Source organism: Pseudomonas sp. H1_D05 (assembly GCF_054682705.1).
On sequence record NZ_CP162825.1, the window covers coordinates 4447572 to 4472403 of the forward strand.

The 24832-nt window shown below is 59.1% G+C and carries 28 protein-coding genes; 13 read left to right on the plus strand and 15 right to left on the minus strand.

All coding sequences use genetic code 11. The features are described from left to right. Window positions 1-38: 38 nt before the first annotated feature. The 3 genes from AB4O11_RS20110 to AB4O11_RS20120 all read left to right on the plus strand — a co-directional run bounded on the left by AB4O11_RS20110 (window position 39) and on the right by AB4O11_RS20120 (window position 1826). Window positions 39-488, plus strand: a complete 450-nt coding sequence (locus AB4O11_RS20110) for a hypothetical protein (RefSeq protein WP_186623547.1) — start codon at window positions 39-41, stop codon at window positions 486-488. After that, window positions 485-682 carry a hypothetical protein gene (locus tag AB4O11_RS20115; protein WP_116255428.1) on the plus strand — a complete coding sequence of 66 codons (198 nt, stop codon included), beginning with the start codon at window positions 485-487 and terminating at the stop codon, window positions 680-682. The genes AB4O11_RS20110 and AB4O11_RS20115 overlap by 4 nt, the downstream gene beginning before the upstream one ends. 127 nt (window positions 683-809) lie before the next feature. Then, complete coding sequence (locus AB4O11_RS20120) at window positions 810-1826, plus strand: ABC transporter substrate-binding protein (RefSeq protein WP_186623549.1); 1017 nt, start codon at window positions 810-812, stop codon at window positions 1824-1826. Between the two features lie 96 nt (window positions 1827-1922). Here AB4O11_RS20120 and AB4O11_RS20125 read toward each other — a convergent pair whose 3' ends face one another. Then, the gene (locus tag AB4O11_RS20125) at window positions 1923-4055 is read right to left on the minus strand and encodes a TonB-dependent receptor (protein ID WP_186623552.1); all 2133 of its coding nucleotides are present in this window, start codon (window positions 4053-4055) and stop codon (window positions 1923-1925) included. 92 nt (window positions 4056-4147) lie between these two features. Then, a complete protein-coding gene (locus AB4O11_RS20130; RefSeq protein ID WP_016982997.1) occupies window positions 4148-4537 on the minus strand; it encodes a DUF2946 domain-containing protein in 390 nt (129 codons plus the stop codon). 94 nt (window positions 4538-4631) lie between these two features. Between AB4O11_RS20130 and AB4O11_RS20135 the strand changes: the two genes are divergently transcribed. Then, window positions 4632-5072: a DUF3995 domain-containing protein gene (locus tag AB4O11_RS20135; protein ID WP_093437296.1), complete on the plus strand. Its 441-nt coding sequence runs from the start codon at window positions 4632-4634 to the stop codon at window positions 5070-5072. A gap of 157 nt (window positions 5073-5229) precedes the next feature. Here AB4O11_RS20135 and AB4O11_RS20140 read toward each other — a convergent pair whose 3' ends face one another. The 7 genes from AB4O11_RS20140 to AB4O11_RS20170 form a co-directional block, all read right to left on the minus strand. Beyond that, entirely contained in the window at window positions 5230-5592 is a 363-nt protein-coding gene (locus AB4O11_RS20140) for a Na+/H+ antiporter subunit G (RefSeq protein ID WP_093437301.1), read from the minus strand. Continuing rightward, the gene (locus AB4O11_RS20145) at window positions 5589-5867 is read right to left on the minus strand and encodes a K+/H+ antiporter subunit F (protein ID WP_007910754.1); all 279 of its coding nucleotides are present in this window, start codon (window positions 5865-5867) and stop codon (window positions 5589-5591) included. Before AB4O11_RS20145 ends, AB4O11_RS20140 begins: the two co-directional genes overlap by 4 nt. After that, complete coding sequence (locus AB4O11_RS20150) at window positions 5864-6352, minus strand: Na+/H+ antiporter subunit E (protein ID WP_460128088.1); 489 nt, start codon at window positions 6350-6352, stop codon at window positions 5864-5866. Before AB4O11_RS20150 ends, AB4O11_RS20145 begins: the two co-directional genes overlap by 4 nt. Continuing rightward, a complete protein-coding gene (locus tag AB4O11_RS20155; protein WP_038366448.1) occupies window positions 6349-8028 on the minus strand; it encodes a monovalent cation/H+ antiporter subunit D in 1680 nt (559 codons plus the stop codon). Before AB4O11_RS20155 ends, AB4O11_RS20150 begins: the two co-directional genes overlap by 4 nt. Then, entirely contained in the window at window positions 8025-8369 is a 345-nt protein-coding gene (locus tag AB4O11_RS20160; RefSeq protein ID WP_007910763.1) for a Na+/H+ antiporter subunit C, read from the minus strand. Before AB4O11_RS20160 ends, AB4O11_RS20155 begins: the two co-directional genes overlap by 4 nt. Further along, complete coding sequence (locus AB4O11_RS20165; protein WP_093437315.1) at window positions 8369-11287, minus strand: monovalent cation/H+ antiporter subunit A; 2919 nt, start codon at window positions 11285-11287, stop codon at window positions 8369-8371. Before AB4O11_RS20165 ends, AB4O11_RS20160 begins: the two co-directional genes overlap by 1 nt. A 247-nt stretch (window positions 11288-11534) precedes the next feature. Beyond that, window positions 11535-12470 carry a DMT family transporter gene (locus AB4O11_RS20170; RefSeq protein WP_460128092.1) on the minus strand — a complete coding sequence of 312 codons (936 nt, stop codon included), beginning with the start codon at window positions 12468-12470 and terminating at the stop codon, window positions 11535-11537. Window positions 12471-12555: 85 nt separating this feature from the next. Between AB4O11_RS20170 and AB4O11_RS20175 the strand changes: the two genes are divergently transcribed. The 3 genes from AB4O11_RS20175 (at window position 12556) to AB4O11_RS20185 (ending at window position 15235) form a co-directional block, all read left to right on the plus strand. Next, entirely contained in the window at window positions 12556-13119 is a 564-nt protein-coding gene (locus AB4O11_RS20175) for a helix-turn-helix domain-containing protein (protein ID WP_186623556.1), read from the plus strand. A 160-nt stretch (window positions 13120-13279) separates the two neighbouring features. Further along, a complete protein-coding gene (locus AB4O11_RS20180) occupies window positions 13280-13621 on the plus strand; it encodes a hypothetical protein (RefSeq protein ID WP_460128098.1) in 342 nt (113 codons plus the stop codon). 186 nt (window positions 13622-13807) lie between these two features. Beyond that, on the plus strand, window positions 13808-15235 hold the full coding sequence (locus AB4O11_RS20185; RefSeq protein WP_460128100.1) for an FAD/NAD(P)-binding protein: 1428 nt from the start codon (window positions 13808-13810) through the stop codon (window positions 15233-15235). A gap of 200 nt (window positions 15236-15435) precedes the next feature. Here AB4O11_RS20185 and ppnN read toward each other — a convergent pair whose 3' ends face one another. Next, a complete protein-coding gene (gene ppnN, locus AB4O11_RS20190) occupies window positions 15436-16809 on the minus strand; it encodes a nucleotide 5'-monophosphate nucleosidase PpnN (protein WP_034152412.1) in 1374 nt (457 codons plus the stop codon). Between the two features lie 223 nt (window positions 16810-17032). On the opposite strand from ppnN, the gene AB4O11_RS20195 reads away from it, so the two are divergent. Then, the gene (locus AB4O11_RS20195; RefSeq protein WP_099758710.1) at window positions 17033-17557 is read left to right on the plus strand and encodes a DUF3087 domain-containing protein; all 525 of its coding nucleotides are present in this window, start codon (window positions 17033-17035) and stop codon (window positions 17555-17557) included. Here the strand turns inward: AB4O11_RS20195 and AB4O11_RS20200 are convergent, their stop codons facing one another. Next, window positions 17558-17932, minus strand: coding sequence for a DUF2784 domain-containing protein (locus AB4O11_RS20200; RefSeq protein ID WP_093437340.1), 375 nt, complete (start codon window positions 17930-17932; stop codon window positions 17558-17560). Between the two features lie 153 nt (window positions 17933-18085). Here AB4O11_RS20200 and AB4O11_RS20205 point away from each other — a divergent pair, with 153 nt between their 5' ends. From AB4O11_RS20205 to AB4O11_RS20215, 3 genes are all read left to right on the plus strand, one after another. Continuing rightward, on the plus strand, window positions 18086-18784 hold the full coding sequence (locus AB4O11_RS20205) for an AzlC family ABC transporter permease (protein ID WP_194934375.1): 699 nt from the start codon (window positions 18086-18088) through the stop codon (window positions 18782-18784). Further along, window positions 18784-19095: an AzlD domain-containing protein gene (locus tag AB4O11_RS20210; RefSeq protein ID WP_174244501.1), complete on the plus strand. Its 312-nt coding sequence runs from the start codon at window positions 18784-18786 to the stop codon at window positions 19093-19095. The genes AB4O11_RS20205 and AB4O11_RS20210 overlap by 1 nt, the downstream gene beginning before the upstream one ends. Before the next feature lie 63 nt (window positions 19096-19158). After that, entirely contained in the window at window positions 19159-19305 is a 147-nt protein-coding gene (locus AB4O11_RS20215) for a hypothetical protein (protein ID WP_177413101.1), read from the plus strand. A 45-nt stretch (window positions 19306-19350) separates the two neighbouring features. Here the strand turns inward: AB4O11_RS20215 and AB4O11_RS20220 are convergent, their stop codons facing one another. From AB4O11_RS20220 to AB4O11_RS20235, 4 genes are all read right to left on the minus strand, one after another. Further along, window positions 19351-19623, minus strand: coding sequence for a hypothetical protein (locus AB4O11_RS20220; RefSeq protein ID WP_093437355.1), 273 nt, complete (start codon window positions 19621-19623; stop codon window positions 19351-19353). 332 nt (window positions 19624-19955) lie between these two features. Continuing rightward, window positions 19956-20636 carry an SOS response-associated peptidase gene (locus tag AB4O11_RS20225; protein ID WP_460128108.1) on the minus strand — a complete coding sequence of 227 codons (681 nt, stop codon included), beginning with the start codon at window positions 20634-20636 and terminating at the stop codon, window positions 19956-19958. Between the two features lie 29 nt (window positions 20637-20665). After that, window positions 20666-21508, minus strand: coding sequence for an ABC transporter permease (locus tag AB4O11_RS20230; RefSeq protein ID WP_460128109.1), 843 nt, complete (start codon window positions 21506-21508; stop codon window positions 20666-20668). Between the two features lie 62 nt (window positions 21509-21570). Continuing rightward, entirely contained in the window at window positions 21571-22551 is a 981-nt protein-coding gene (locus AB4O11_RS20235) for an aliphatic sulfonate ABC transporter substrate-binding protein (RefSeq protein ID WP_116255436.1), read from the minus strand. Window positions 22552-22845: 294 nt separating this feature from the next. Between AB4O11_RS20235 and AB4O11_RS20240 the strand changes: the two genes are divergently transcribed. Together AB4O11_RS20240 and AB4O11_RS20245 are read left to right on the plus strand one after the other, a co-directional pair. Further along, complete coding sequence (locus AB4O11_RS20240; protein WP_460128112.1) at window positions 22846-23793, plus strand: ABC transporter substrate-binding protein; 948 nt, start codon at window positions 22846-22848, stop codon at window positions 23791-23793. Between the two features lie 131 nt (window positions 23794-23924). Further along, window positions 23925-24824 (plus strand): polysaccharide deacetylase family protein, encoded by a 900-nt coding sequence (locus AB4O11_RS20245; RefSeq protein WP_460128114.1) that lies wholly within the window; start codon window positions 23925-23927, stop codon window positions 24822-24824. Window positions 24825-24832: the final 8 nt, after the last annotated feature.

Here is a 24832-nt window from a genome sequence, read left to right on the forward strand (position 1 = left end):
GATGTGGGGATGTTTCTTTGGCAGTCAGTAATCTCGATATGCATGCTTTGTTCGTGTTGGGTGATTTGCGTGCAAAGCTGGTCAAGCTGTTCCAGTCGCGTTTTGTTTACATCACCGAGCAGAACGCCGAAGGCATTTACGTGGCCGAGATCGACACCGAAAGTGCCTTGGTGGTCGATGACAAACCGGGGCTCAAGCTCAAGGTCGGCGATCATTTCAGTGCATCGGTCTTGCCCAGCCGCGAAGGCGGCAAGATGGATCTGCGTTTTCGCGAAATCAAACTCACGGTCTATGGACTGGGCGATTACGCTTTCGTCGATACCGTTGACGGGCACGCCATCCTGTTCAAGGAAGGCCATAGCGTGGTGACCGTGTTCGCCGCCCATGAGCAATTGCAGGAAGGCCTGACCAAAACCCTGAAAGCCGTTACGGCCAAAGCCGCCAAGTGGCGCAAGGGTGAACTGGTGACGTTCAAGGCCAGCGAGTGAGCCGCGCGGATTTCCATGCGCAGAACCTCGACACTGCACGCGAGGAAGCCCTGCGTTTATTCGCCGCCAAGGCGGAATTGCAAGGTGCCTGGCTGAATTGGCTGGCTGCGCAGATCTATCAGTTGCGCCCCGCGGAATACGCCAGCATGGTCAGGCGCGAGCTGCAAAGCTTGCAGGAAAAGTCTGATTCATAACCTCGTCCGCAGCGTGACCCGGAAAAAGCAGGAACCTCGGCTACAGTCAGTTGACTGAGTATTCAGAGGCTTGCGATCTTCTGTCAGGCCATCCTGCCATTGCTGTGAACAGCACGAGGTGCAATGCATGAACGGATTTCGACGGTTATTGGCCGCCAGCGTGGCCACGTTTGGTTTGCTGGCATCAGCGCCATCGGTGCTGGCTGCCCAGGCCCCGATCCACTTTGCCGACCTGAACTGGGAAAGCGGCAGCCTGATTACCGATGTTCTGCGGGTCATCGTCGAGAAGGGCTACGGCTTGCCGACCGACACGTTGCCCGGCACCACCATCACGCTGGAAACCGCACTGGCCAACAATGACATTCAGGTCATTGGCGAGGAGTGGGCCGGTCGCAGTCCGGTGTGGGTCAAGGCTGAGGCCGAAGGCAAAGTCGTCAGCCTAGGCGATACCGTCAAAGGCGCTACCGAGGGCTGGTGGGTGCCGGAGTACGTGATCAAGGGCGACCCGGCCAAAGGCATCAAGCCGCTGGCGCCGGATCTGCGCAGCGTCAGTGATCTGAAAAAGTACAAGGACGTGTTCAAGGACCCGGAAACCCCGAGCAAGGGTCGGTTCCTCAATAGCCCGATCGGCTGGACGTCGGAAGTGGTCAACAAGCAGAAGCTGACGGCTTATGGTCTGCAGGACGATTACACCAATTTCCGCAGTGGCTCCGGTGCGGCACTGGACGCTGAGATCAGTTCTTCGATTCGTCGCGGTAAGCCGGTGCTGTTTTACTACTGGTCACCGACTCCGCTGCTGGGCAAATTCAAACTGGTGCAACTGGAAGAGCCGCCATTTGATGCCGAAGCCTGGAAGACGCTAACCGATGCGGATAATCCCAATCCGAAACCGACCCGGTCGCTGGCGTCGAAGCTGTCGATTGGTGTGTCTACGCCGTTCCAGAAGAAGTATCCGCAGATTGCCGAGTTCTTCAGCAAGGTGGATTTCCCGATCGAACCGTTGAACAAGGCGTTGGCCGAGATGAGCGAGAAGCACACGGCGCCGCGTGATGCGGCGGTGGCGTTCATGAAGGCCCACCCGGATGTGTGGCAGGCGTGGTTGCCGAAGGATGTGGCGGATAAGGTTTCGGCTGATCTGAAATAGAGGCAGCAGCGGCCGGCCTCTTCGCGAGCAAGCTCGCTCCCACAATGGATATGTGTCGTTCACAACACTGTGGGAGCGAGCTTGCTCGCGAAGCTTTTAGAACTTGGTAGCCACCGCTAATTCAAAAGTACGCGGTGTTCCGAGGTAATACGCCGGCGAAACATGCGCAAACTCGGCATACACCTCATTGGTCAGGTTACGCACGCGCCCGGTGACGGTGGTATGCGAATCAACCTTGTAGCTGAGAAAGCTGCCGAACAATGTGTACGACGGCACGGTCATGGTATTCGCAGTATCGGCATACACCGACGCCACATATCGTGCATCCACCCCACCTTGCCATTGCGGCGAAAAATCATAAGTCAGCCATAGATTGCCAACCCGATCCGGCACGTTGGTCGGCGTGTTGCCCTTGCGTGATACCACCGCGCCGGCGGCATTCTTTTCGGTGAAATCATCGTATTGCGCATCGACCCAAGCGAAGTTGCCTTCAGCCAGCAGCTTGTCGGTGATCCGCAACGAGCTGGCGATCTCTAACCCTTTCGACGTCTGCTGACCGACCGGAATACTGCTGGTCGGGTCCAGCGGATCGGTCACGGCGAAGTCCTTTCGCTCAATGGTGTAGGCCGCAATCGTCGCCGAGCCGCGCCCGTTCAGATAATCAAATTTGCTGCCAATCTCCCATTGCTTGCCGGTGGAAACGTCGAAGTCCTGCGTGCCGTTCGGTTGCTCGGCGGCGGTGCTGTATTGCACGTAGACGTTGGCCGATGGAATGAATTGGTACGTCAGGCCGGCGCGGCCGGTGACTGGTTCCCAACTGCGCTTGAGGTGTTTCGGGTTGGTGGCGGTTACCGTGCGATGGTTGGTCACGTCGAGTTCAATGTCGTCATAGCGCAGACCGGTGAGCAGCGACAGTTTGTCGGTCAATGCCAGACGGTTTTCCACGAACAGTGCCTTGGTAGTGACCTCGTTGGTTTTGTCGCTGATCAATTTCGGGTTGGTACCGGGAATGTCGTAGAAGTGCCCCGGACGGTAGTTGTCCGGATCCACCGTGCTCGCACCTTTGACGTTCAGTGGCGAATTGGTGGTCTGGTTGACCTTGTATTCGAAGCCCCCCGACCACGTCGTATCGAGACCGAATAGCGTGTTGTCATGGCGCAACTCGAACTGGTTGCCGTTCTGCTCGCCTTGATGACGCACCTGATACGCAGTGGAGCGATTCACCGCGGTGTTGTCGGCGTTGTACTGGTAGGTTTCGAGGTTGCGGTAATCGCGTTGGCTGTCGAGGTGGTACAGCGTGTTGCGCAGGGTGGTGTTGTCGTTGATCCGGTAGTCGACGATCGAGCGAATCCAGATCGTTCGCTGCTCGTAACGACCGTCCTCGACGTTGTAGTTGTTGAAGCGGTTATGTTTATCGATCTTCAACTCGCCGGCCTTGGGATTGAGCACGGGCGTGCCCCAGTACGGACTGTCTTCGTGTTCATCCTGATATTCCAGGGCCAACGTGTGCGACAGGTCGGGTGTGAGGTCGCTGAGCAGCGAGAACGCCACGCTCCAGGCATCGCGCTCTTGGCGGTCGATGTAGCCGTTGCTGGTGTTGTGACTGACGTCGAGGCGCGCGTAGTGCTGCACGTCGGCGCTCGGGTCGGTGAGGGCGTGGTTGAGGCCGAAAGCGGTTTCGCTGGTGTCGTAGGTGCCGTAGCTGACCCGGCCTTCAACCGCTTGTTCATCACGGGTGGCGAGTTTGCTCACGTAGTTCAGCGATCCCCCCACCGAGCCTGCGCCGTTGATCAGCGACGACGGGCCGCCGACCAGTTCCACCCGATCATAGATCCATGAATCGACGGGCCGCGCGAGTCCGCCGGAGACGTTGATGCCGTTGAACATCTGGGTGATCTGGCTGCTGGTGAAGCCACGATAGGAGACGAAGCCGCCGAATCCCGGCGGTGCGCTGGCGTTGACCCCGGGCAGGGTGTTGGCGGCGTCCTGGAAGTTCTGCGCGCCATGGCGTTCGATGTCGTTGCGATTGGCGATGGCCACCGAGGCCGGCGTGTCGCGCACGCTCAAACCCAGTCGCGAGGCCATGCCGCTGGATTGGTCGAGGCTCAGACCCGGTTCTGCGCCGGACTCGCCATCGATGGTGATCGGCGCCAGATCCACGGTGGATTGCGCCCAGACGTTAACGGACAGGCAGCCGCACAGGCTCGCCAGCAGAGTGAGTTGTTTCATCATTGAATCCTGAATGCTTGTCTAGGAGTCAGCGCACAGGCGAACGCGGCGCGTTGGCGCAGTGGGCTGACAAATCAAAAAGGCAGGGACACTCAGGCGAGCGGTGGGGCGCGAGGGTTGGCCGAAGGCCAGGTGAAGCGGGCAGGGAGGTCGGCGCTGACGATGGGCGCCAGTGGTGGGCTGTGTTGTTCGGGCAGGATCGCTAGCGTCAGGCTGGAGTTGAACGCCGGGCCCATGCCGCCGCCGACCGAGCACAGCGGGCAGCCAAATGCCTTGGACAGGGTCGGCAGTTGTTCTTCAGTGGGGTTGCTGGCGAGCGGCGCTTGAGTGGCCGGGTCGACTGTACAGAACTGGCCGCCGATACCGTTCAGTTGCATGCCGACCATTTGCCCGTGACCGATGCTGCAGGCGAACACGTTGAACAGGACGCAGCAATAGAGCATCCAGGCCAGCAGTGAGCGATCGGAACGGGAGAATTTCATGGGGCGGCACTTTACCGTACCGCTGATCGGTCGTGCACTTGGAAAAAATGCGACTAGGCTGATTTGTTCAAATCCCTTTCCAAGGATTTCAACCATGACCTTTGTGTTGGCTCAATGGCTGGTGACAACGTTTGCGGTGATCGCCTTGATGCACGTGTATTGGGCGCTGGGTGGGCAGTGGGCGGCAGCGGTGGTGGTGCCGCAAGTGCCGGTGCGCGGATTTGTCGCAACGGTACGGCCGGCGTTCAAGCCGTCAGGCTGGCTCACGTTGATTGTGGCGGCGGCATTGTTGGTGATTGCTGCGTTGGTGTGTATGCGGGTTGGCTGGGGAGTGCCGGCGGTGACACACAAAGCGCTGCAATGGGTGATCAGCGCGATTGCGCTGTTGATGTTTGCCCGGGCGATTGGTGATTCGAATCTGGTCGGATTCTTCAAGGACGTGAAGGATTCGCGGTTTGCGCGGCTGGACACCTGGGTGTATTCGCCGTTGTGTGCGGTGTTGGGGGCGGGGTTGTTGGCGGTGGCTTGGGTTTGAAATTGATCTGAAATTTGTGATGGCCTGGCTGGCCCCTTCGCGAGCAAGCTCACTCCCACAGGGTTTTAGGTGAAGTCACATATCTGTGAACACCCGAAATCACTGTGAGAGCGAGCTTGCTCGCGAAGGGGCCAATCCAGACACCGAAAGCTCTGGACTAGCTACCGCTTTCAGTCCGGCGACTACTGACCTCGGCCGGCACATCATCCCCAGCCATACGCTTGCGGAACAACGCCGCCCGCGCCAGCAGCAAAGTAGTCACCGGCACAGTAATCGCCAGCAAAACCGGAATCAGCCAGGCATGTATGACCGGCCCGGACTTCAGCGCCGAAAAACAGATGATCGACGCCAGCGCCACACACCATGCGCCTAGCGTCGAAGCCAGTGCCGGCGGATGCATGCGCTGGAAGAAATCCTTCATACGCAATAATCCGATCGCACCGATCAGCGCAAACAGGCCGCTGAGCACCAGCAGGATCGCCACCGGAATCTCGATCCATAGCGACAATTCAGCATTCATTCGATCACCTCGCCACGCAGCAGGAATTTCGCCAGGGCAAACGAGCCGACGAAGCCGAACAGCGCAATCAGCAGCGCCGCTTCGAAGTAAGTGTCACTGGAATACCGAATGCCCAGGGTCAGCATCATCAGCATCGCGACGATGTACAGGTAGTCCAGCGCCAAGACCCGATCTTGCGCCGACGGGCCTTTGAACAGGCGCACCAGGGTCAGGACCATCGCCAGCGAGAACAGGAACAGCGTCAGCAGGATCGCGTTCGACAGTAATGGGCTCATTCGAAAATCTCCATCAGCGGCCGCTCGTAGGTGCTCTTGAAGTGCTCGATGAACTGCGTTTCGTCATCCAGATCCCAGACGTGCAACAACAGAATGCTGCGATCCAGCGCCAGCTCTGACCATACCGTGCCGGGCACCACCGTGCAGATCATCGCCAGCGTTGCAAGGCCGTGAGCATCGCGCAGGTCCAGCGGGACTTTGACAAATCCCGAGCGCGGAGGGCGGCGACCGGCGTTGAGCACGCCCCACGCGACGATCAGGTTGGACATCACCACGTCACGACCGACGAGCAGGAACAGACGCAGAATCGTTCCCGGACGGCGAATGCGTACTTGTTTCGGACGCAGTTTGCGCATCATCAACGGCGCAGCAAAACCCAATATTGCGCCGAGCAGCAGATTGCCCGGGCTGATCGACAGGTTCAGGGTCAGCCACAGGGCGCACAGCGCCAGCGACAACAGCGGTGCAGGAAACACACGCTTCATGGCTGCACCTCCAGCATCGCCGATTTGGCTTCCGGACTCGGTACGGCGCGGGTGCCGAGCACCGCCATCACGTATTGCTGCGGATTGTTCAGTGCCTCAGCGGTGGCCTGGGTGTAACGCAACAGGGGTTCAGCCTTGAAAGTCAGGACGATGCTCAGCCCCAACAACAGGAAGATCGGCGCGCATTCGAGTTTGCGCAGTAGCGGCGAAGGGCGTTCTTCGGGGGTCCAGAAGCGCTGGATACCGAGACGTGAGAACGCCATCAACGACGCCAGCCCGGTGAGAATCAGCAGCGCAAGCAACGCCCAGGCCGCGTTGGAAATCGGCGCGCCAGTGCCCAGACCCAGCGGATTGAGCAATGCGCCGATCAGGCTGAGCTTGCCGATAAAACCGGACAGCGGCGGCATGCCGATAATCAGCAGGGCGCAGGCGATGAAGCTCAGGCCGAGAAACGCCATGGTCCACGGAATGACCTGACCGACGACGGCTTTCTGTTCGTCATCGAGGTTGATGCCTTTGGGCGGTTGCAGGGATTCCTGCGGACGTGGCAGCAGTTCGCTTTCATCTTCCAGCGGAATCTCGTTGGCCGAGCGGGAGCGTTCGATCAGTTCTGCCAGCAGGAACAGTGCACTCAGCGCCAGGGTCGAGCTGACCAGATAAAACAGCGCCGCGCCGATCAGGTTCGGCTGGGCGAAACCGACGGCCGATAACAGAATTCCCGCCGACACCAGAATGCTCAGGCTGGCCATGCGCTCCAGCCGTTGCGCGGCCAGAATCGCCAGCGCCGCGCAGGCCATGGTCGCCATGCCACCGTAGATCAGCCAGTCGCCACCGAAGAATGCCGAGGCTCCGGCCTGCCCGGAAAACAGCAACGTCCACAGGCGTAGCAACGTGTACACGCCGACCTTGGTCATGATCGCGAACATCGCCGCCACCGGTGCACTGGCGGAAGAATAGGCGGGTACGAGCCAGAAGTTCAGCGGCCACATGCCGGCCTTGGCCAGGAAGGCGACGGCGAGAATCCCCGCACCGGCGTGCAGCAGGCCACGGTCGGCTTCCGGCACCAGTGGGATCTTCAGCGCCAGATCGGCCATGTTCAGCGTGCCGGTGACACCGTAGATCAGTGCCGCGCCAATCAGAAACAGCGACGAGGCCAGCAGGTTGATCGAGATGTAATGCAGCCCCGACGAGACCCTCGCCCGACCCGATCCGTGCAGCAACAGGCCGTAAGACGCGGCCAGCAGGACTTCGAAGAACACGAACAGGTTGAACAGATCCGCCGTCAGGAACGCGCCGTAAAGACCCATCAACTGAATCTGGAACAACGCGTGGAAACTCGAACCGGCGCCGTCCCAGCGGGCCATGGCAAACAGCAGGGCGCTGACGCCGATGATCCCGGTCAGCACCAGCATCAACGCCGACAGGCGATCGACTACCAGCACAATGCCGAACGGCGCCTGCCAGTTGCCCGGCAGGTACACGCCAATGGAGCCGGGCACGCCGGTGGTCTGCGTCCATTGCAGCAACATCACCGAGATGAACAGGCCGACGAGGCTGGAGAACAGGTTGATTTTCGCCTTCAGCGGCCGGTGCCGTTCGCCGAGCATCAGCATGATGGCGGCGGTCAGCAACGGCAGCAGAATCGGTGCGGCGATCAGGTGAGTCATCGCCATCATTCTTTAGGCTCCCGGCCGTCGACGTGGTCAGTGCCGGTCAAGCCGCGCGAGGCGAGCAGAACGACGAGGAACAGTGCGGTCATGGCGAAGCTGATGACGATCGCGGTGAGTACCAGTGCCTGTGGCAGCGGGTCGGTGTAATGCAACAAATCCTGGGTGACACCGTCCTTGATCACCGGCTCCTTGCCGATGAACAGGCTGCCCATGCTGAAGATGAACAGGTTGACGCCATACGACAGCAGGCACAGGCCCATGACCACCTGGAATGTCCGTGGCCGTAGGATCAGCCAGACGCCGGAGGCGGCGAGCACGCCGATGGCGATTGCGATGACTTCTTCCATCAGACGGCTCCTTTACTGGCGACGGACTTGGGCAGCGACGCGGTCTTGTGACCCCGCACCGATTGGTGGGCGAGGGCGGTGAGGATCAACAGCGTCGAACCGACCACCACGCCGTACACGCCAATGTCGAAGAACAGCGCACTGGCGACATGGATGTCACCCAGCACTGGCAAGCTGAAATGCCAGGTGTGCGTGGTCAGGAACGGATAACCGACCAGCATCGCGCCCAGACCTGTAGCGGTGGCGAATAGCAATCCGGTGCCCATCCAGCGCAACGGCCGCAGGCTCATTTGCGCCTCGACCCACTGGGTGCCGGCGACCATGTATTGCAGGATGAACGCCACCGACATCACCAGACCGGCGACGAAACCGCCGCCCGGCTGGTTGTGCCCGCGCATGAACAGGTAGAACGACACCACCAGCGCAATCGGCAGCAGCAGACGCACCAGCACTGCCGGCACCATCATGAAGCCGAGCGCGGTATCGCTGGCGGAACGCGGGTTGACCAGATCGGTGACCACGTCCGGCGCGAGCAGGCGTTGCTGAGCTGGCAATTGCAGGCTTTCTTTCGGTGGGCGGAAGCGCCGCAGCAGGGCGAACACGGTCAGCGCCACGGCAACCAGCACGGTGATTTCGCCGAGGGTGTCGAAGCCACGGAAATCCACCAGCATCACGTTGACCACGTTGCTGCCGCCGCCCTCGGGCATGGCGCGGCTGAGGTAGAACGAGGAGATGTCGTTCGGTGTTTGCCGCGTCAGCATCGCGTAGGACAGCAGCGCCATGCCACCGCCGACGGCAATCGACAATAGCAAGTCGCGCAGACGACGAATGCGTGCTTTGCGCAGGCTGCTCGGCAGTGGCGAGACTTCTTCGATGCGGCGTGGCAACCAGCGCAGGCCGAGTAGAATCAGTACGGTGGTGACCACTTCCACTGCCAATTGCGTCAGGGCCAGATCCGGTGCGGAGAACCAGACGAAGGTCACGCAGGTCATCAACCCGCAGACGCTGACCATGGTCAGGGCGGCGAGACGGTGATACTTGGCTTGCCACGCGGCGCCGAGGGCGCAGGCGATGGCCAGCAACCACAGGGTCACGAAGACGATCGAGCCGGGAATTTTCGGCCGGTCGCCCCAGCTCAGGCTGCTGTGCAACATCGGGATCAGACCGGCGAGCACCGCCGCCAATACCATCAGGAACAATTGCATCTGCAGACGCTTGGTGCCGAGGCGCCGCTCCAGGCGTCGGGCCAGGCGCATCATCACCACGAGGCTGCGCTCGAACAGGCGCTTGCCGTTGAAGCGGCCCACCAGTGGCGGATATTTGAAACGCCCGCGCTTGAGCTGATTGCGCAGCAACAGATAGACGATGATGCCGCCGGACATGGCAATCAGGCTCATGATCATCGGTGCGTTCAGACCGTGCCAGATCGCCAGGCTGTATTCCGGCAGTGTGCCGCCAACCACTGGCAATGCCGCCGCCGCGAGCAATGGGCCGACGATCTGCGCCGGGAAAATCCCCACCAGCAAGCAGGTGAATACCAAAAGCTCTACCGGCGCACGCATCCAGCGCGGCGGTTCGTGCGGTGTGTGCGGCAGGTCGGTGGCCGGTGGGCCGAAGAACACATCGACGGTGAAACGCAACGAGTAGGCAACGCTGAATGTACCGGCGATGGTCGCGACTATCGGCAGCGCCGCTTCGACCCAGGCCGTGGCATTGATGAACACGGTTTCGGCGAAGAACATCTCTTTCGACAGGAAGCCATTAAGCAGCGGCACACCTGCCATCGAGGCGCTGGCAACCATGGCCAGCGTCGCTGTGAAGGGAATCAGTTTGATCAGGCCGCTGAGTTTGCGGATATCGCGAGTACCGCTTTCATGGTCGATGATGCCCGCGGCCATGAACAGCGAGGCTTTGAATGTCGCGTGATTGAGGATGTGGAATACCGCCGCCACAGCGGCCAACGGGCTATTGAGACCCAACAACAGCGTGATCAGGCCGAGGTGGCTGATGGTCGAGTAAGCCAGCAGACCTTTGAGATCGTTCTGGAACATCGCGCAATAGGCGCCGAGCAACAGCGTACACGCACCAGCGCCGCTGACGATGTAGAACCATTCTTCGCTGCCGGACAGCGACGGCCACAGACGCGCAAGCAGGAAAACCCCGGCCTTGACCATGGTGGCCGAATGCAGATAGGCCGAAACCGGTGTCGGCGCCGCCATTGCGTGCGGCAGCCAGAAGTGGAAAGGAAACTGCGCACTTTTGCTGAGGGCGCCAATGAGAATAAGGGGAAGGAGGATAGGGTAGAGGGAATGTGCGCGAATCATGTCGCCGGCGGCCAGGACCTTGTCGAGGTCATAGCTGCCGACGACATGGCCGAGAATCATGACCCCCGCCAGCAGGCATAACCCGCCGGCACCGGTGACCATCAACGCCATATAAGCGCCGCGACGGGCGTCGGCGCGGTGGTGCCAGTAGCCGATCAACAGGAACGAGAAGAGGCTGGTCAGCTCCCAGAAAAACACGATCTGAATCAGATTGCCGGAGATGACCAGGCCGAGCATGGCGCCCATGAACGCCAGAAAAAACGCGAAGAAACGCGGCACCGGATCGTCCGGCGACATGTAATAACGGGCATACAGAGAAACCAGCGTGCCGATGCCGAGTACCAACATCGAGAACAGCCAGGCGAAACCGTCCATGCGTAGAACGAAGTTCAAACCGAGGCTGGGCAGCCACATGAACTCTTCGCGAATGACGCCGCCGTGGGCAATTTGCGGGTACAGCATCGCGACCTGGACGGTGCCGATCAGAGCGACCAGACCTGCCAGCAGGGATTCGGTATTACGCGCATTGTGTGGCAGCACCGCTGCCAGACAGCTGCCAATGAATGGCAGAAGCAGTAGAACTATCAGGGACATAGGCTTCTAATCTGCGGAAGTTTGTGAAGCATCATACGTGCCAGCTCCCCGATCACCAAACGCCAGGATGTCTCAGAATCCTACAAAGTAGTCTGGAATTTTCTGTTTGGCATTGTTTCAGGGGCAGCGATGTTGTGGCAGGTGGCCCTTTCGCGAGCAGGCTCGCTCCCACATTGGAATGTATTTCAAAATGTGGGAGCGAGCCTGCTCGCGTAAGCGTTGGGGCAGACACTGAAGGTGATGCGGGTTAACCCTGGGTTTCCTGCTCCAACTCAGCTTCGGCTTCCGCAACCTTCCCCTTGGTCTTCAACTCACTGACAATCACCGCCGCCACAATCAACCCCGCGCCCACCAGCGCAATCGCCGGCAAGCGCTCGCCAGCAATTCGCCCAACAATCCCGGCCCACACCGGCTCACCCGCATAGATCAACGTCGCCCGGGTTGGCGAAACACTCTTCTGCGCCCAGTTCATCGCCACCTGAATCGCCGCACTCGCCGCGCCCAACCCCAGCGCAGTCACCAGTAGGGTCCAGGAAAAGTCCGGAATCATTTCCCCGGTCGGCACCACCAGCAGGAATGACAGCACGGAAGTGGTTGCCAGTTGCACAACGGTCACCCGACGCACATCCACCTGGCCGGCGTAGGTACTGATCAAAATGATTTCAGCGGCAATCGCGATCGCACTGATCAGCGTGGCGATCTCGCCCGGACTGAAATTCAGCGCAGCCCCGGACGGCCCCGACAACAACATCAACCCGGTAAACGCCAGCATGATCCCGATGCTCGGCATCAAGCCCGGACGACGCCCGAGCACCAGCCATTGCAGCAACGGCACGAACGGCACATACAACGCAGTAATGAACGCCGACTGACTACTCGGAATGGTTTGCAACCCGACCGTCTGCAAACCGTAACCAAGCATGATCGCCACGCCGATAAAGGCGCCGGCCTTGAGTTCGAACAGGGTCAGTTCGCGTAGATGACGCCATGAGAACAGCGCAACGATACAAGCCGCTGCCGCAAAACGCAGGCCGACAAAAAACATCGGGCCGCTGACCGTCATCGCGTGCTGTACCAGCAGGAACGTGCCGCCCCAGACCATGGTAATCAGCACCAGCACACACTCGGCTTTGCTGAAACGAGAGAAACGGAGGGGAGTGGGGGAGCTGTTCTGCGACGTCATGACCTTGCGCACTATAAAAAGGAGGCCGCACAATGCGCCCAACGTTGCGCAGTATACTGCCCAACCTCACCGAGTGAGCAATATAGTGCACAAAGATTCAATGCAACGGGCATCCGTCCTGCAACACGTCAGCCAGAACGTCCGGCGTCTGCGGCATGCCGCCGACCTGAGTCAGACCGCGCTGGCAGAAAAGTCCGGTGTCAGCCGGCGAATGCTGGTGGCGATCGAGGCGGGCGAGAAGAATGTCAGCCTGACCACCCTTGATCGCGTCGCCGAAGCGCTCGATGTCGCGTTCAGCGATCTGATCCAGGCGCCGGATGCCCGTGATCCGAGCCGCATCAACGAGGTGGCCTGGGCGGGCACCCACCCGGGCAGTAAAGCGGTGCTGCTCTCCAAAGCCACGGCGACGCGCGAAGTCGAGCAATGGGAATGGTGCCTGCAACCGGGCGAGGTCTATCCCTCGCAAGCGGATGCCGAGGGCTGGAGTGAGCAGATTTTCGTCTTTGCAGGTTGCCTGACCCTGATGCTCGGCGACCAGCCGCAGCACATCGGCACGGGCGAGTTTTTTATGTTTGCCAGTAACCAGCCGCACTCCTATCGCAATGATGGCGATGTTGAGGTGCGGTTTGTGCGCAATGTGGTCATATGACCGTTCGTCGGTAAATCGTGGTTACCTGTAATTTCTGACAGTAGACGAACTGACCCTTCCAGCATTTGATGGCTTGGCGGATGCAAACGTTATTCGCTCCCGGCACGGATATCTTCCTTGCCGGCTCAAGTTTCTTTGAATCATCAAAAGGAGTTTTGATATGCGGGACTTATCAACTGCATTGCCTGAAGCACTTCGAGTTAAAGAGGCAAAGGAAGGCTTTATATCCATGAAGGATATTCCCAATGGCCCGACTGCCATTATTCCCAAGCAACCAATTGAAGATGATGGCGATGGCATTCAGATTCTGGTTGGAAACATGAAGACTGACTACATTGAGCTTGGTCCAGTTGTTGATCGAGTGTATGAATTCACCCTGCCGCGGGAGTGGCTGATCGATTTTGCAGGGAGTTCAGAACCCTTGGTTTTCCAGTACACATACTTTGCGTGTGGTATAAACGAAATCATTTCTGAAAAAACCCTTTACCGTATCCTTCACTGATAAAAACACGAAAAGTTGAAATGCTCGACCGGCTGGTATCGGTCGGGCATTTTTTTCGTTATGGGATAGAAAAAATACTTTTTTCTATAGATATTCTTCACGCGGTTGTTTGCTGACCCGAGTTGCGCATTTTTCATTTGATGTAATGGCAGCAGTGGTCGGCCATTTTGGTAGCGAGCGAGTGGTATGAGCGAAGTACTCAGCGAACAGGCAATAACTCATCAGAGCAACGCGGATATCCTGATCATCGGCGGCGGCCTCAGCGGTACGATGCTCGCGGTGCAATTGCTGAGGCGGCCAGGCCAGCTAAAAATCCTGATCATCGAGCCACGCGCCGAACTGGGGCGGGGCGAAGCGTACAGTGCCATCGAGTTGGGTCACACGCTCAACGGCAACGCCGCGCGCATGAGCGTTGATCCGGATAATCCCGATGATCTGACGCAGTGGCTCACCGAGCACATTACCGCTGGCGGCTGGCCAGAGTCTGCCGAGCAGAAGGTGCCGATCAGTGAACTGTTTCCGCCGCGTGGATTGTTCGGGGTCTATGTGCAGCAGCGCTTGGCCGAAGCGCGCCTTGTCGGTGCGAGAAATGGCTCAAGCGTTGAGCACATTCGCGCGGAGGTCGTCGACCTGCAAGTCGAGGCCGATTCGGTACAGCTCACACTGAGCAATGGTCAGGCACTGCGCGGTGGCTACGCGGTCCTGGCGACTGGAATGTTCCCGGCCGCGCGAACCCCGCAGACAACCTCCAGCGGCCTCAACGCCGCCGCGCTCGATCCGTGGGATGTCGCGGCCATGCGCCAGCTCGACCCGCAGTCGACCGTGCTGATCATCGGCTCCGGCCTGACCATGGTCGATGCCGTGGTGTCGCTGGAGCAAGCCGGGCATCGCGGGTCGATCGAAGTATTTTCCCGCCATGGTTTGTTGCCCCATGTGCGGCGACAACCGCCGGCCTGGGTGGATTTTCTTGGTGACGATCACAGCCTGCGTACGCCTCGGCAGCTGTTGCGCGAATTACGCCAGCAATGCCAGGCAGCCATCGCACAAGGCATCGATTGGCAAGCGCCGCTGGACACGGTTCGCGTGCACATCGCTCGCTTATGGAGCCAGGCGACTGACACGCAGCGTCGACAATTCGTACGCCATGTGCGGCCGTGGTGGGAAAGCCACCATCACCGTTCGCCGCCGCTGAGTGCGGCGCTGGTTGAACGGTTGCACAAAGAAGGGCGATTGCGGATTCAGGCGGCGTCTTTCAAGGGGCTGGAGCCGAATGTGGAAGGTGGCGTGAGTATTCGCGCTCGGCGTCGCGGTGAGTCGCAAACCTGCGTGGTGCAGGGCGCCGCGTTGATCAACTCCAGTGGCATCGAGTACGACTGGCGCCGGGTAGCGCGACCGTTGCCGCAGCAGTTGTTGGCGCGGGGTTTGGTGCAGCCGGGGCCGTTGGCGTTGGGAATCGCAGCGGCCGTGGATGGCGCGGTGCTGGATGCCGAGGGATGTGCCGCTGACCGGTTATTTGCCATGGGGCCGCCATTGCGCGGGATGTGGTGGGAGAGTACGGCGGTGACGGATGTCGCGTTGCAGGCCAAGGCGCTGGCTGTGCGATTGGCGGGTTGAGGTTGTTCTATCGGGCCCCTTCGCGAGCAAGCTCGCTCCCACAGGGGATTCAGGTTGCAAATACCATTTGTGCCACGCCACAGAACCTGTGGGAGCGAGCTTGCTCGCGAAGGGGTCATCTGCTTCAACATCTCTGTTGACTGGAAGACCGCTATCGCTGGCAAGCCAGCTCTCACATGGATTGTGTGATGGCTTAAAGGTTACGCCACCACTCGATAACACGGCACATACGCCGCGCCGCCCGGCAGTTTCATCCGGTGCTGGGCGACGAAGGCTTTGAGCAGCGCATCGAGCGGTTGCATGATCGCCGCGTCACCACGGATCTGGTACGGCCCGTGTTCTTCGATCAGGCGAATGCCCTTGTCCTTGACGTTACCGGCGACAATGCCCGAGAACGCTCGGCGCAGGTTGGCCGCCAGTTCGTGCGGTGGCTGGTCGCGGTGCAGTTTGAGGTTGGCCATGTTTTCGTGGGTCGGATCGAACGGGCGCTGGAAGCCTTCGTCGATTTTCAGCAGCCAGTTGAAGTGGAACGCATCGTTACGCTCGCGGCGAAACTGCTTCACCGCTTTCAGGCCTTGAGTCATCTGCCGCGCCACTTCGGCCGGGTCGTCGATGATGATTTCGTAGTGCTGCTTGGCCGCTTCGCCGAGAGTCGCGGTGACGAAGGCGTCGAGTTGTTCCAGATACGGCGCGGCATGTTTCGGCCCGGTGAGGATCACCGGGAACGGCAGCCCCTTGTTGTCCGGGTGCATCAGGATGCCCAACAGGTAGAGGAACTCTTCAGCCGTACCGGCGCCGCCCGGGAAGATGATGATGCCGTGGCCAACGCGCACGAAGGCTTCCAGACGTTTCTCGATGTCCGGCAGGATCACCAGCTCGTTGACGATCGGGTTCGGCGCTTCGGCGGCGATGATGCCCGGCTCGGTCAAACCCAGGTAACGACCGCCATGAATACGCTGTTTGGCGTGGGCAATGGTCGCGCCTTTCATCGGGCCTTTCATCACGCCGGGGCCGCAGCCGGTGCAGATGTCGAGGCTGCGCAGGCCCAGTTCGTGGCCGACTTTCTTGGTGTATTTGTATTCTTCGGTGTTGATCGAGTGGCCGCCCCAGCACACGACGATTTTCGGCTCGACGCCAGGGCGCAAAGTGCGCGCGTTGCGCAGCAGGTGGAAAACGTAATCACTGATGCCTTGCGAGGTGCTCAGGTCGATGCGTTGGCTGTCGAGTTCGTTTTCGGTGTAGACGATGTCGCGCAGGGCGCTGAACAACATTTCGCGGGTGCTGGCGATCATTTCGCCGTCAACGAAGGCGTCGGCCGGAGCGTTCAGCAGCTCCAGGCGTACGCCGCGATCCTGTTGGTGAATGCGGATTTCGAAGTCCTTGTAGGCTTCGAGGATGGTCTTGGCGTTATCGACATGGGCGCCGGTGTTGAGGATGGCCAGGGCGCACTGGCGGAAGAGGGTGTAGGTACTGCCGGATCCGGCTTCGCTCAGTTGCTGAACTTCACGTTGAGAAAGGGTTTCCAGGCTGCCTTTCGGGCTGACCGAGGCATTGATTACGTGTCGTTGGGTCATGCAATGATCCTTAAAACGATGTCATCTCAAGACTAGGCGATGGCATCCGAATAGTGTGTATCCATGAATGAAGATGGCACGATCTGCGCTGTACCGCCATGTCCCCGTTGGACGCTGAAAAGATGAAAAGGAGCCCCAGCATAGCTAAATCCGCGGTAGAGGCGATAATGCGCCGGCCGGTTTTTTCAGTTAGCCCTTTTGTCGCTCAAGGAAGTCATTTGTGATGTTCGAGATTCAGCCGATGGATGCCGCCACTTTTCGCCAGCAGACCCGCCGCAGCACGATCATCATCGCCGTGCTGTTCCTGGTGCTGGCGATGTTGTTTTCCAGCGTGGCGGTGGCGCTGTTCGGCGAGCCTGGCGGCGATAACCTGCGCTTCAATGTCGGCGGCGTGTTTGTGGCGTTTCTGCTGACCGCAGCGTTACTGCGCGGGCGCTTCTGGAATCAGAGCTGGATGGCGCCAGCCGTGTACAGCTGGCGACTCAAGCGCAATCTGATGAGCATCACCAATGTCATGCATCAGGTCACTGCAGCCGTGGAGCAGAATGATCCGACGGCTATGAAGGTTCTGCGCTTTTACCATCTCGGCTTGACGCAAATGCACGAACTGGACGGCAACTCCAGTGATCACGGGCAACTGTGGCGGGAAGTTGAAACGCACAAGGAGCGGATGCAGGCGCTGGGACTCGATACCGAGCAGACGCGCCTGGATCCGGTCTGGCTGGAAGCCTTGAAGACTTCGCGTTGATTACACCGCTCGACGCAGTTTCCACGAACGGATTAAACGGCCATACACCAACAGGTTGACCGCCAGCACCACACTGCCGAGCGCCAGTTGAATCTGCGGGGTAAGGCCTGCCGGGTAGATAATTGGCCAGATGTAATGCTCGATGAAGCCGCCGGCATATTCAGTCTGCCCGGCCGCGTGGCGCATGAGGTTTTCCCAGTAGGTCAGCGGGCAGGTCAGGTGCAGCACCTCGACCGCCACGCCCCAGGCCGCAGCCGGCAAATGCAGCCACATCAAACGTGGCCATTTGAGGACTAACAGCCCGCCAAACAGCACAAACAGAATGAAGGACAAATGAAACAGCACCAGCCCGTCGGCTGCGATTCGGTACAGCATGTCGTCTCCCTGACGCATTTGTGAATGGCTCACATGGTACGCCGATGGCCGTCCACAGTCGGCGCGATTTAGCGCAATTGCGCAAGATTGTTCAAGCCGGACAAGGGGATTTGCTGGCAGAGTCTGTTGCTGTTTCCACTGTTGAAGAGCGATATGTCTGACTCACTTATGCCGCGCAGTGCGTTCCTTCGCGGCGCTATCGCGATCATGCCGTTGTCTTTGGCCACCGCGCCTTGGGGATTACTGGCTGGCTCCATGGCGATCGAGGCCAACCTCACACCGCTGCAAGGGCAGGGCTTGTCGAGCATTGTGTTTGCCGGCGCGGCGCAATTGGTCGCGATCGGTATGCTCAAGGGCGGCGCGGGGATTTTTTCGATTCTGTTGACCACGCTGCTGCTGACTTCACAGCACTTGCTGTATGGCATGAGCATGCGTTCGGTGATTTCGCCACTGCCGGGGCGCTGGCGCATCGGGCTGGGCTTTTTGCTCACCGACGAGTTGTTTGCACTGACCAGTCAACATGATCGCCAGCAGTTCAACCGCTGGTATGCGCTGGGTGTCGGCCTGACGTTTTACATCGCGTGGAATCTGTTCACCCTGGCCGGCATTGTCCTCGGCAGCAGCATTCCGGGGCTTGAGCACCTGGGGCTGGACTTCTCGATTGCCGCCACGTTTATCGCGTTGATCACGCCGGTAGTGCGCAACGTGCCGACAGTGGTTTGCGTGGCAGTGTCGCTGTTTTGTTCGGTGCTGTTCAGTTACTGGCAATGGGGCTCGGCCCTGGTGTTGTCGGGGTTGGCAGGAATGACCGCAGGGTTTATCTGCAACAAGCTGTATCGGGAGCGCACATGATGGTTTGGGCGGTGATTTTCGGCATGGGGATTCTGGTGTTTCTCAATCGCTACGTGTTTCTTGAACCGCGTTTGCCGGTGCGCTTGAGTAGCAATGCGCGGCAGTTTCTCGGTTTTGCAGTACCGGGGATGCTCACCGCGATCTGCGGGCCGATTGTCTTCATGCCGGACAAACAGCTGAATCTGCAGTGGGACAATCCGTACCTGCTTAGTTCGCTGGTGGCGATCGCTTTGGTGATTTACACGCGCAGTACTTTGCTCAGTATGTTGTTAAGCATGGCGTTCTTCTTTTTGCTGCGGTGGTGGTTGTAAGTTGTACGTTTGAAACTGTTCTACGCTTCAAGGATGACGGGTAACTGATGACGGGAGGTGTACATGACGACTGAGCCAAAGCAGCCAGAGGCGGATGACCAAGACACGGATGAACCGACGCAAGAAGAAATAGAGCGGGAGAAACACAACGAACAGACCTGGAAGCGCGATGAATCCACAGAGCTTTCAGATCCTGACCGCAAGTTTTAAAGATTTTTACGAAAAAGCCCCGCACATGCGGGGTTTTTTTGGGGGTCAGAGATCGTCCAGCTGCGTGAAATCGGGGTGTGAAGCCCGATATCCCAATGTTCGGTCGATCCATGCGTTCAGCTCGTTGACCATCACCGGCGCGTGGCCGGGATACCCTTCGAGGGTGGTGCGCAGGATGCGTTCGATATCGGGAACGGCACGCAGGTTTCGGGTCTTGATGTAGTGGCCGATAAAACAGTCGAGTTCAAAGCGTTCTGTCATCGACAGATAAATACACTCCAGGCCGCTGACCTGTTTGATTGCAAAATCGTCGCGCAACTTATTTCTCTGCAAGGCTTGTAGACGTTATGGGGATTCCTGGTTTGTTGACTCTTTGGTCAACTGGTATACCAATCGGAAAGGCGGCGCGCATGCTAGCCGTAGTGCATCTAAATGTATGTATGACGGTTGAAATGTCAGACAGGCGGTTTGTTCATTCGAACGTGTGTTTTATTTGCAGCGTTTCAAAGATGAAACAGAGTTTGTAACGGCAGTGATTCGCCTTTCTGAGTCGCTGAAGGTTGCAATAGTTTTATTCTTCTAACGCTGCGTCAAAAGATCGCAGCCTTCGGCAGCTCCTACATTGATAGACGCGTGAAGTCGGCAGATGTTTAAGTCTGCTCAATAATCAAACTGGCCCCCTGATTGCGTGCGTTACCGACCGCTTTGCCGACTTTGTACCATTCGAACACTTCACTGCCTTCACCTTCGAACAACAGCATTTGCTCGGCGCGCTCAACAGGGGTTGCGGGGTCGAGCCATTCGCGCACCAACTCTGCGCGGAACACCACCGGTCGACGATCGTGGATATCGAGCATGCCGCCGGCGGCATCGGCGGTGATGATCACGAAACCGTCGTCGTCCCGGGTCGCTGTTTCGGCTGTCGGAAATTGGCCGATGGCAGCGCAGAAAACCGCCCCATGATCCGCCCGACGAATCAGCCACGGTTGTCGGGATTTGTCTTCGCTATCAACCCATTCAAACCAGTTGTCCACGGGCACAATCAAGCGATGTCGCCAGATCGTCCGGAAGAACGGGCCATGGGCGACTTTCTCGACCCGGGCATTGATCGGTGGTGGGCGATCCTTGGCCCAGTGCGGGCGCCAGCCCCAGCGCAGATTGTCGGCCTGCAGCTGTTGCCCTTGTTGGTGCAGGACGGCCAGCGTGGTAGTCGGCGCGGCGTTGTAGCGGTCGAGCGGTGCATCGCCGACGTGATTGATCAACGCGTCGGGAATGCTCAGCACCGCGACGAAGTCGTGAATGCCACGGTACTGCGAGAGTCTTCCGCACATCGGCTGAATCTCCGGTTGGAGATTTCAGCTTAGTCGCTGGCGCCTTGGCCGGTGAATGTGTCACGCCAGTTCAACCCGCGGCGTTCGAGCACGGCCAGCAAGCCATCGCTGAGTTTACCGAGCAAGGCGAGCACGATGATTGCGGCCAGCACGATGTCCGGCCGCGAAGTTTCCCGGCCGTCACTGAGCAAATAACCCAAGCCTTTGGTGGCCGCGATCAGTTCCGCCGCCACCAGAAACATCCACGCCAGGCTCATGCCACTGCGTAGCCCGGTGAACAGGCCGGGCAGGGCGGCCGGCAGCAATATTCGTCGCACCAGTTGCAAGCGGCTGAAGCCATAGATGCGGCCGACTTCCACCAGTTTGCGATCAATGTTGCGAATGGCCGCGACCACGTTGACGTATACCGGAAAGAACGCACCAATGGCGATCAAGACAATTTTCGAGGTCTCGTCGATGCCCAGCCACAACAACAGCAGTGGCACCCAGGCCAGGCTCGGGATTGAACGCAGGGCGGCGAAAGTCGGTTCCAGATAGGCCTCGGCTTCGCGGCTCAAACCGACCCAGGCGGCAAACACCAGCGCCAGACTGGCGCCAATGGTAAAACCCAGCAGCACGCGTATCAGGCTGGCGCCGATGTGTTTCCACAGCGCACCCTCAGCGAGGTCGGTGAGGGTCAGAGCAATCTCGCTCGGTGCCGGCATCTGGTAGGACGGCAGCCACCCGATGCGTACGATAATTTCCAGCGCAACGATGATCAGCAGCGGCAGGGCCAGGCCCTTGCAGCGGCGCTGCCATGCCGGATTTAAACGCGCAGGACGCTGGCGCGGAACGGCAAGTGGCGCGGGCAAGTCTTTGCAGTGAGTGGTCATGGTTTTTGGCTCCGCTCACAACAAATCCGCGACGGGCGCGGATTTGTCCTGAGGCTGATCGGTTACTGGCGGGCGATGGCTTGCTGCACACCGCTGTCGAGCAATTGATCGATGACTTGATCGACATTCACCCCACGGCGCACCAGTTCCTCAGAGACCAGAATCGGCGCCGCAGCCTTGGAGGCGCTGATGTCCTGTTGGGTCAGTTGCGGGCTGCTCAGGTCGGTGCGCGATAGTTGCAGCTTGGCTACGTCCAGCGGCAAGCCGGACTCCTTGGCGAGGAGGGCAGCGAACTCATCAGGATTTTTCAGCGCCCAGTCGCGGGCCTGTTCGTAGGCTTTGATCACGGTGTCTATGGTCTGCGGGTGTTCCTTGGCGTACTGCTCGGTGACGCTGACCACGCCGTAGCTGTTGAACGCGGGGTTGCGGTAGAGCAGGCGCGAGCCGGCCTGAACCTGACTGGCGGCCATGTGCGGATCGAGTCCGGCCCAGGCGTCTACATCGCCTTTTTCCAGCGCGGTGCGGCCGTCCGGATGTTGCAGGTGAACCAGTTCCACATCGTCTTTTTTGAGTCCGGCCTGTTGCAGGCTGCGTAGGGTGAACAGGTACGGGTCGGTGCCCTTTGTGGCGGCGATCTTTTTGCCCTTGAGGTCGGCGACCGTCTGATATGGCGAATCCTTGCGCACCACCAGCGCTGTCCATTCGGCGCGGCTGTAGACGTAGACCGATTTGATCGGGCTGCCATTGGCCCGGCTTAGCACGGCGGCAAGGCTGGCGCTAGAAGCGAAATCCACGCCGCCACTGTTGAGGTATTCCAGCGAACGGTTGCTGCCTTGGCTCAGTACCCAGCTGACTTTGGTTTGCGGCAAGGCCTTTTCGAGGAAGCCGAAGTGCTTGAGCACAAGACTGACCGGCGAGTAATAGGCGTAGTCGAGATGCACTTCCGCCGGCGCGGTCTCAGTCGCGTGGGCGAACGGTTGCAGACTCAGCATCACGGCGCTGGCGGCCAGCAGTGTTTTGAAATAAGGAAAGAACGATGTCATGGGGGCGCTCCGGTAAAGGCACAGGTTTCTTATGTCAAAAAAGATATTTTTATCGAATGCTTCCTGCATGAATGGAATATTGCAGGCTCTGTGCCATGTGCTTGAGAGCGCCGGTTTATAAGGGTTTTAACGCCAGGTGCAGGATTTCAGCTGTTGCGGGGGAAACAGTGTGATTCGCTACTGTTGGCAAGCAAACAGCAAGTATCAACCGTGAGGAGCTTATGCATTTATCGAATTTCAAAACCTTGAATCAACAGCGTTATGGTCTATGCAATTACTTTCGCAGGACTCGCCATGAAGCTTTCTCGTTTCCTCCGCAGTGCGTTAATCACTGCATTATTTATCTCGCCACTTTCCTACGCAGCCGAGCCCTTGGTCCTGCACGTCGGTGATCAGAACTACTACAACATCCGTGCCTCGGTGGAGGCGTCCGGCGTGTTGAAAGACGCGCCTTATACCGTCGACTGGAAGCACTTCCAGGCCGCTGCACCTTTGGCGGAAGCCTTGCAAACCGGTTCGCTGGATCTGGGCTTTCTGGGCGATTCCGGTTTTTTGTTTCTGGCTGCCAAGCAGGCGCCGGTGAAGCTGATTGGCGTATCGCGGCAGAATCCGGACACCATCGCGTTACTCGTGCCGAAGGACTCGCCGGTAAAAACCATCGCTGATCTGAAGGGCAAGAAAGTCGCTTATTGGCCTGGCGCCTGGAGTCAGCAGTTGACCTTGCGCGCCCTGGAGCAGGGCGGTCTGCCGGAAAACTACGTCGATTTCGTCAAACTGATGCCGATCGATGCCGCCGCAGCCCTTCCACAGGGCAGCATCGACGCTTTCCCGGTATGGGAACCGTACATTTCCCAGCAGATCGTATTTTCCGGCGCGCGGCCGATCCTGACCGCCAAGAATCTGATGCCGGGCCTCAGTGCTATCGCGGCGTCGACACCGTCCATCGACAGCAAACATGCAGCCATAGCGGATTTTCTCGGGCGCTTGAAGCAGGCGCGGGCCTGGGTCGACAGCCACACGGATGAATACGCCGATCTGTGGGCGAAGAAAGCCAATCTCGATCAGCAGGTGTCGCGCCACTGGTTGCGTCAGGCGCACATGACTCTGGGACCTGTAGACGAGCAGGCGGCTTCAGACCTGCAAAGTACCGCTGATTTCCTGTTCAACGTGAAAGCGCTGCCGGCACCGTTGGTCACCGCAGGGATTATCGACACGTCCTTTCAACAGGCATTGGCTCACTGAGCGAGCGCCGGAACCAAACCCTGTGTACCTTATCCAACCTCCGCTCGCAGATCGGGGCGCAAGGATGGATAAGGGCGAGGGAGTTTTGCCAATCGACAACATGACGGCAGCCGCCGTGCTCAAGGCAAAACATGACATCCGGATTCAAGCTTCTCTGTGCAGCGCTCATCGTCCTCGGGCTGGCCGGTTGTATCGCCGCCCCGATAGAAATGACCGCGCAAACCGAAACGCGCCTGAAAACTCAGGCACCGGTGCGCTTCCTGTTGACGTTCGATGACGGCCCCAGCGCATCCAGTTTCTGGAATCCGTCGGCGACGGTGCTCGACAGCCTCAAGGACAATTCGCTGATGCCGAATATCAAAGCGGTGTTCTTCGTGCAGACGCGCGCACCGCGAGCTGGCAACAGTGACATCGGTCGCGGCATCATGCGGCGTGAGTACGAGGAAGGCCACATACTGGCGTTTCACACGGCCACCCACTGGCACACCAATCATCGCTTGCTCGATCCGCAAGAACTCGAAGAATCGCTGACCAACGGCACGGCTGATATCGCTGCCATCACTGGCGCGCCGCCGAAGTTGCTGCGCCCGCCGTTCTGGAATTACGACAAACGTACCTTTGCCGCTTATCAACAGCATGATTTGCATGTGTTGCTCACGGATTTAAGTGCCAACGATGGCAAGATCTGGGGCTTCAATGCCAGCCCGAGGCGTCGGGCAAACATGCTGCGACAATTATCAGAAGTTCGTGAACGGATTGCCCTTGGCGAATTTCCGACCGTTGACGGGGTGATTCCGGTAGTAGTGACGTTTCATGATCTGAATCGTTATACCGCGCGGCACACGCGCGAATACCTGCAGATTCTGCTCGATAGCGCCGCCGCCACGGGCGTGAAGCTGGCTGACAAGCCTTTCTACGATGATCACGCTGAACTTGAGAAAGCCGCATTGGCCCGTACGGTGGAAAAAAGTTCGGAGCCGGTAAATTTGCCGGGGATGTGGAACTGGATCTGGGATCACGACGCACACTGAGGGCGAGG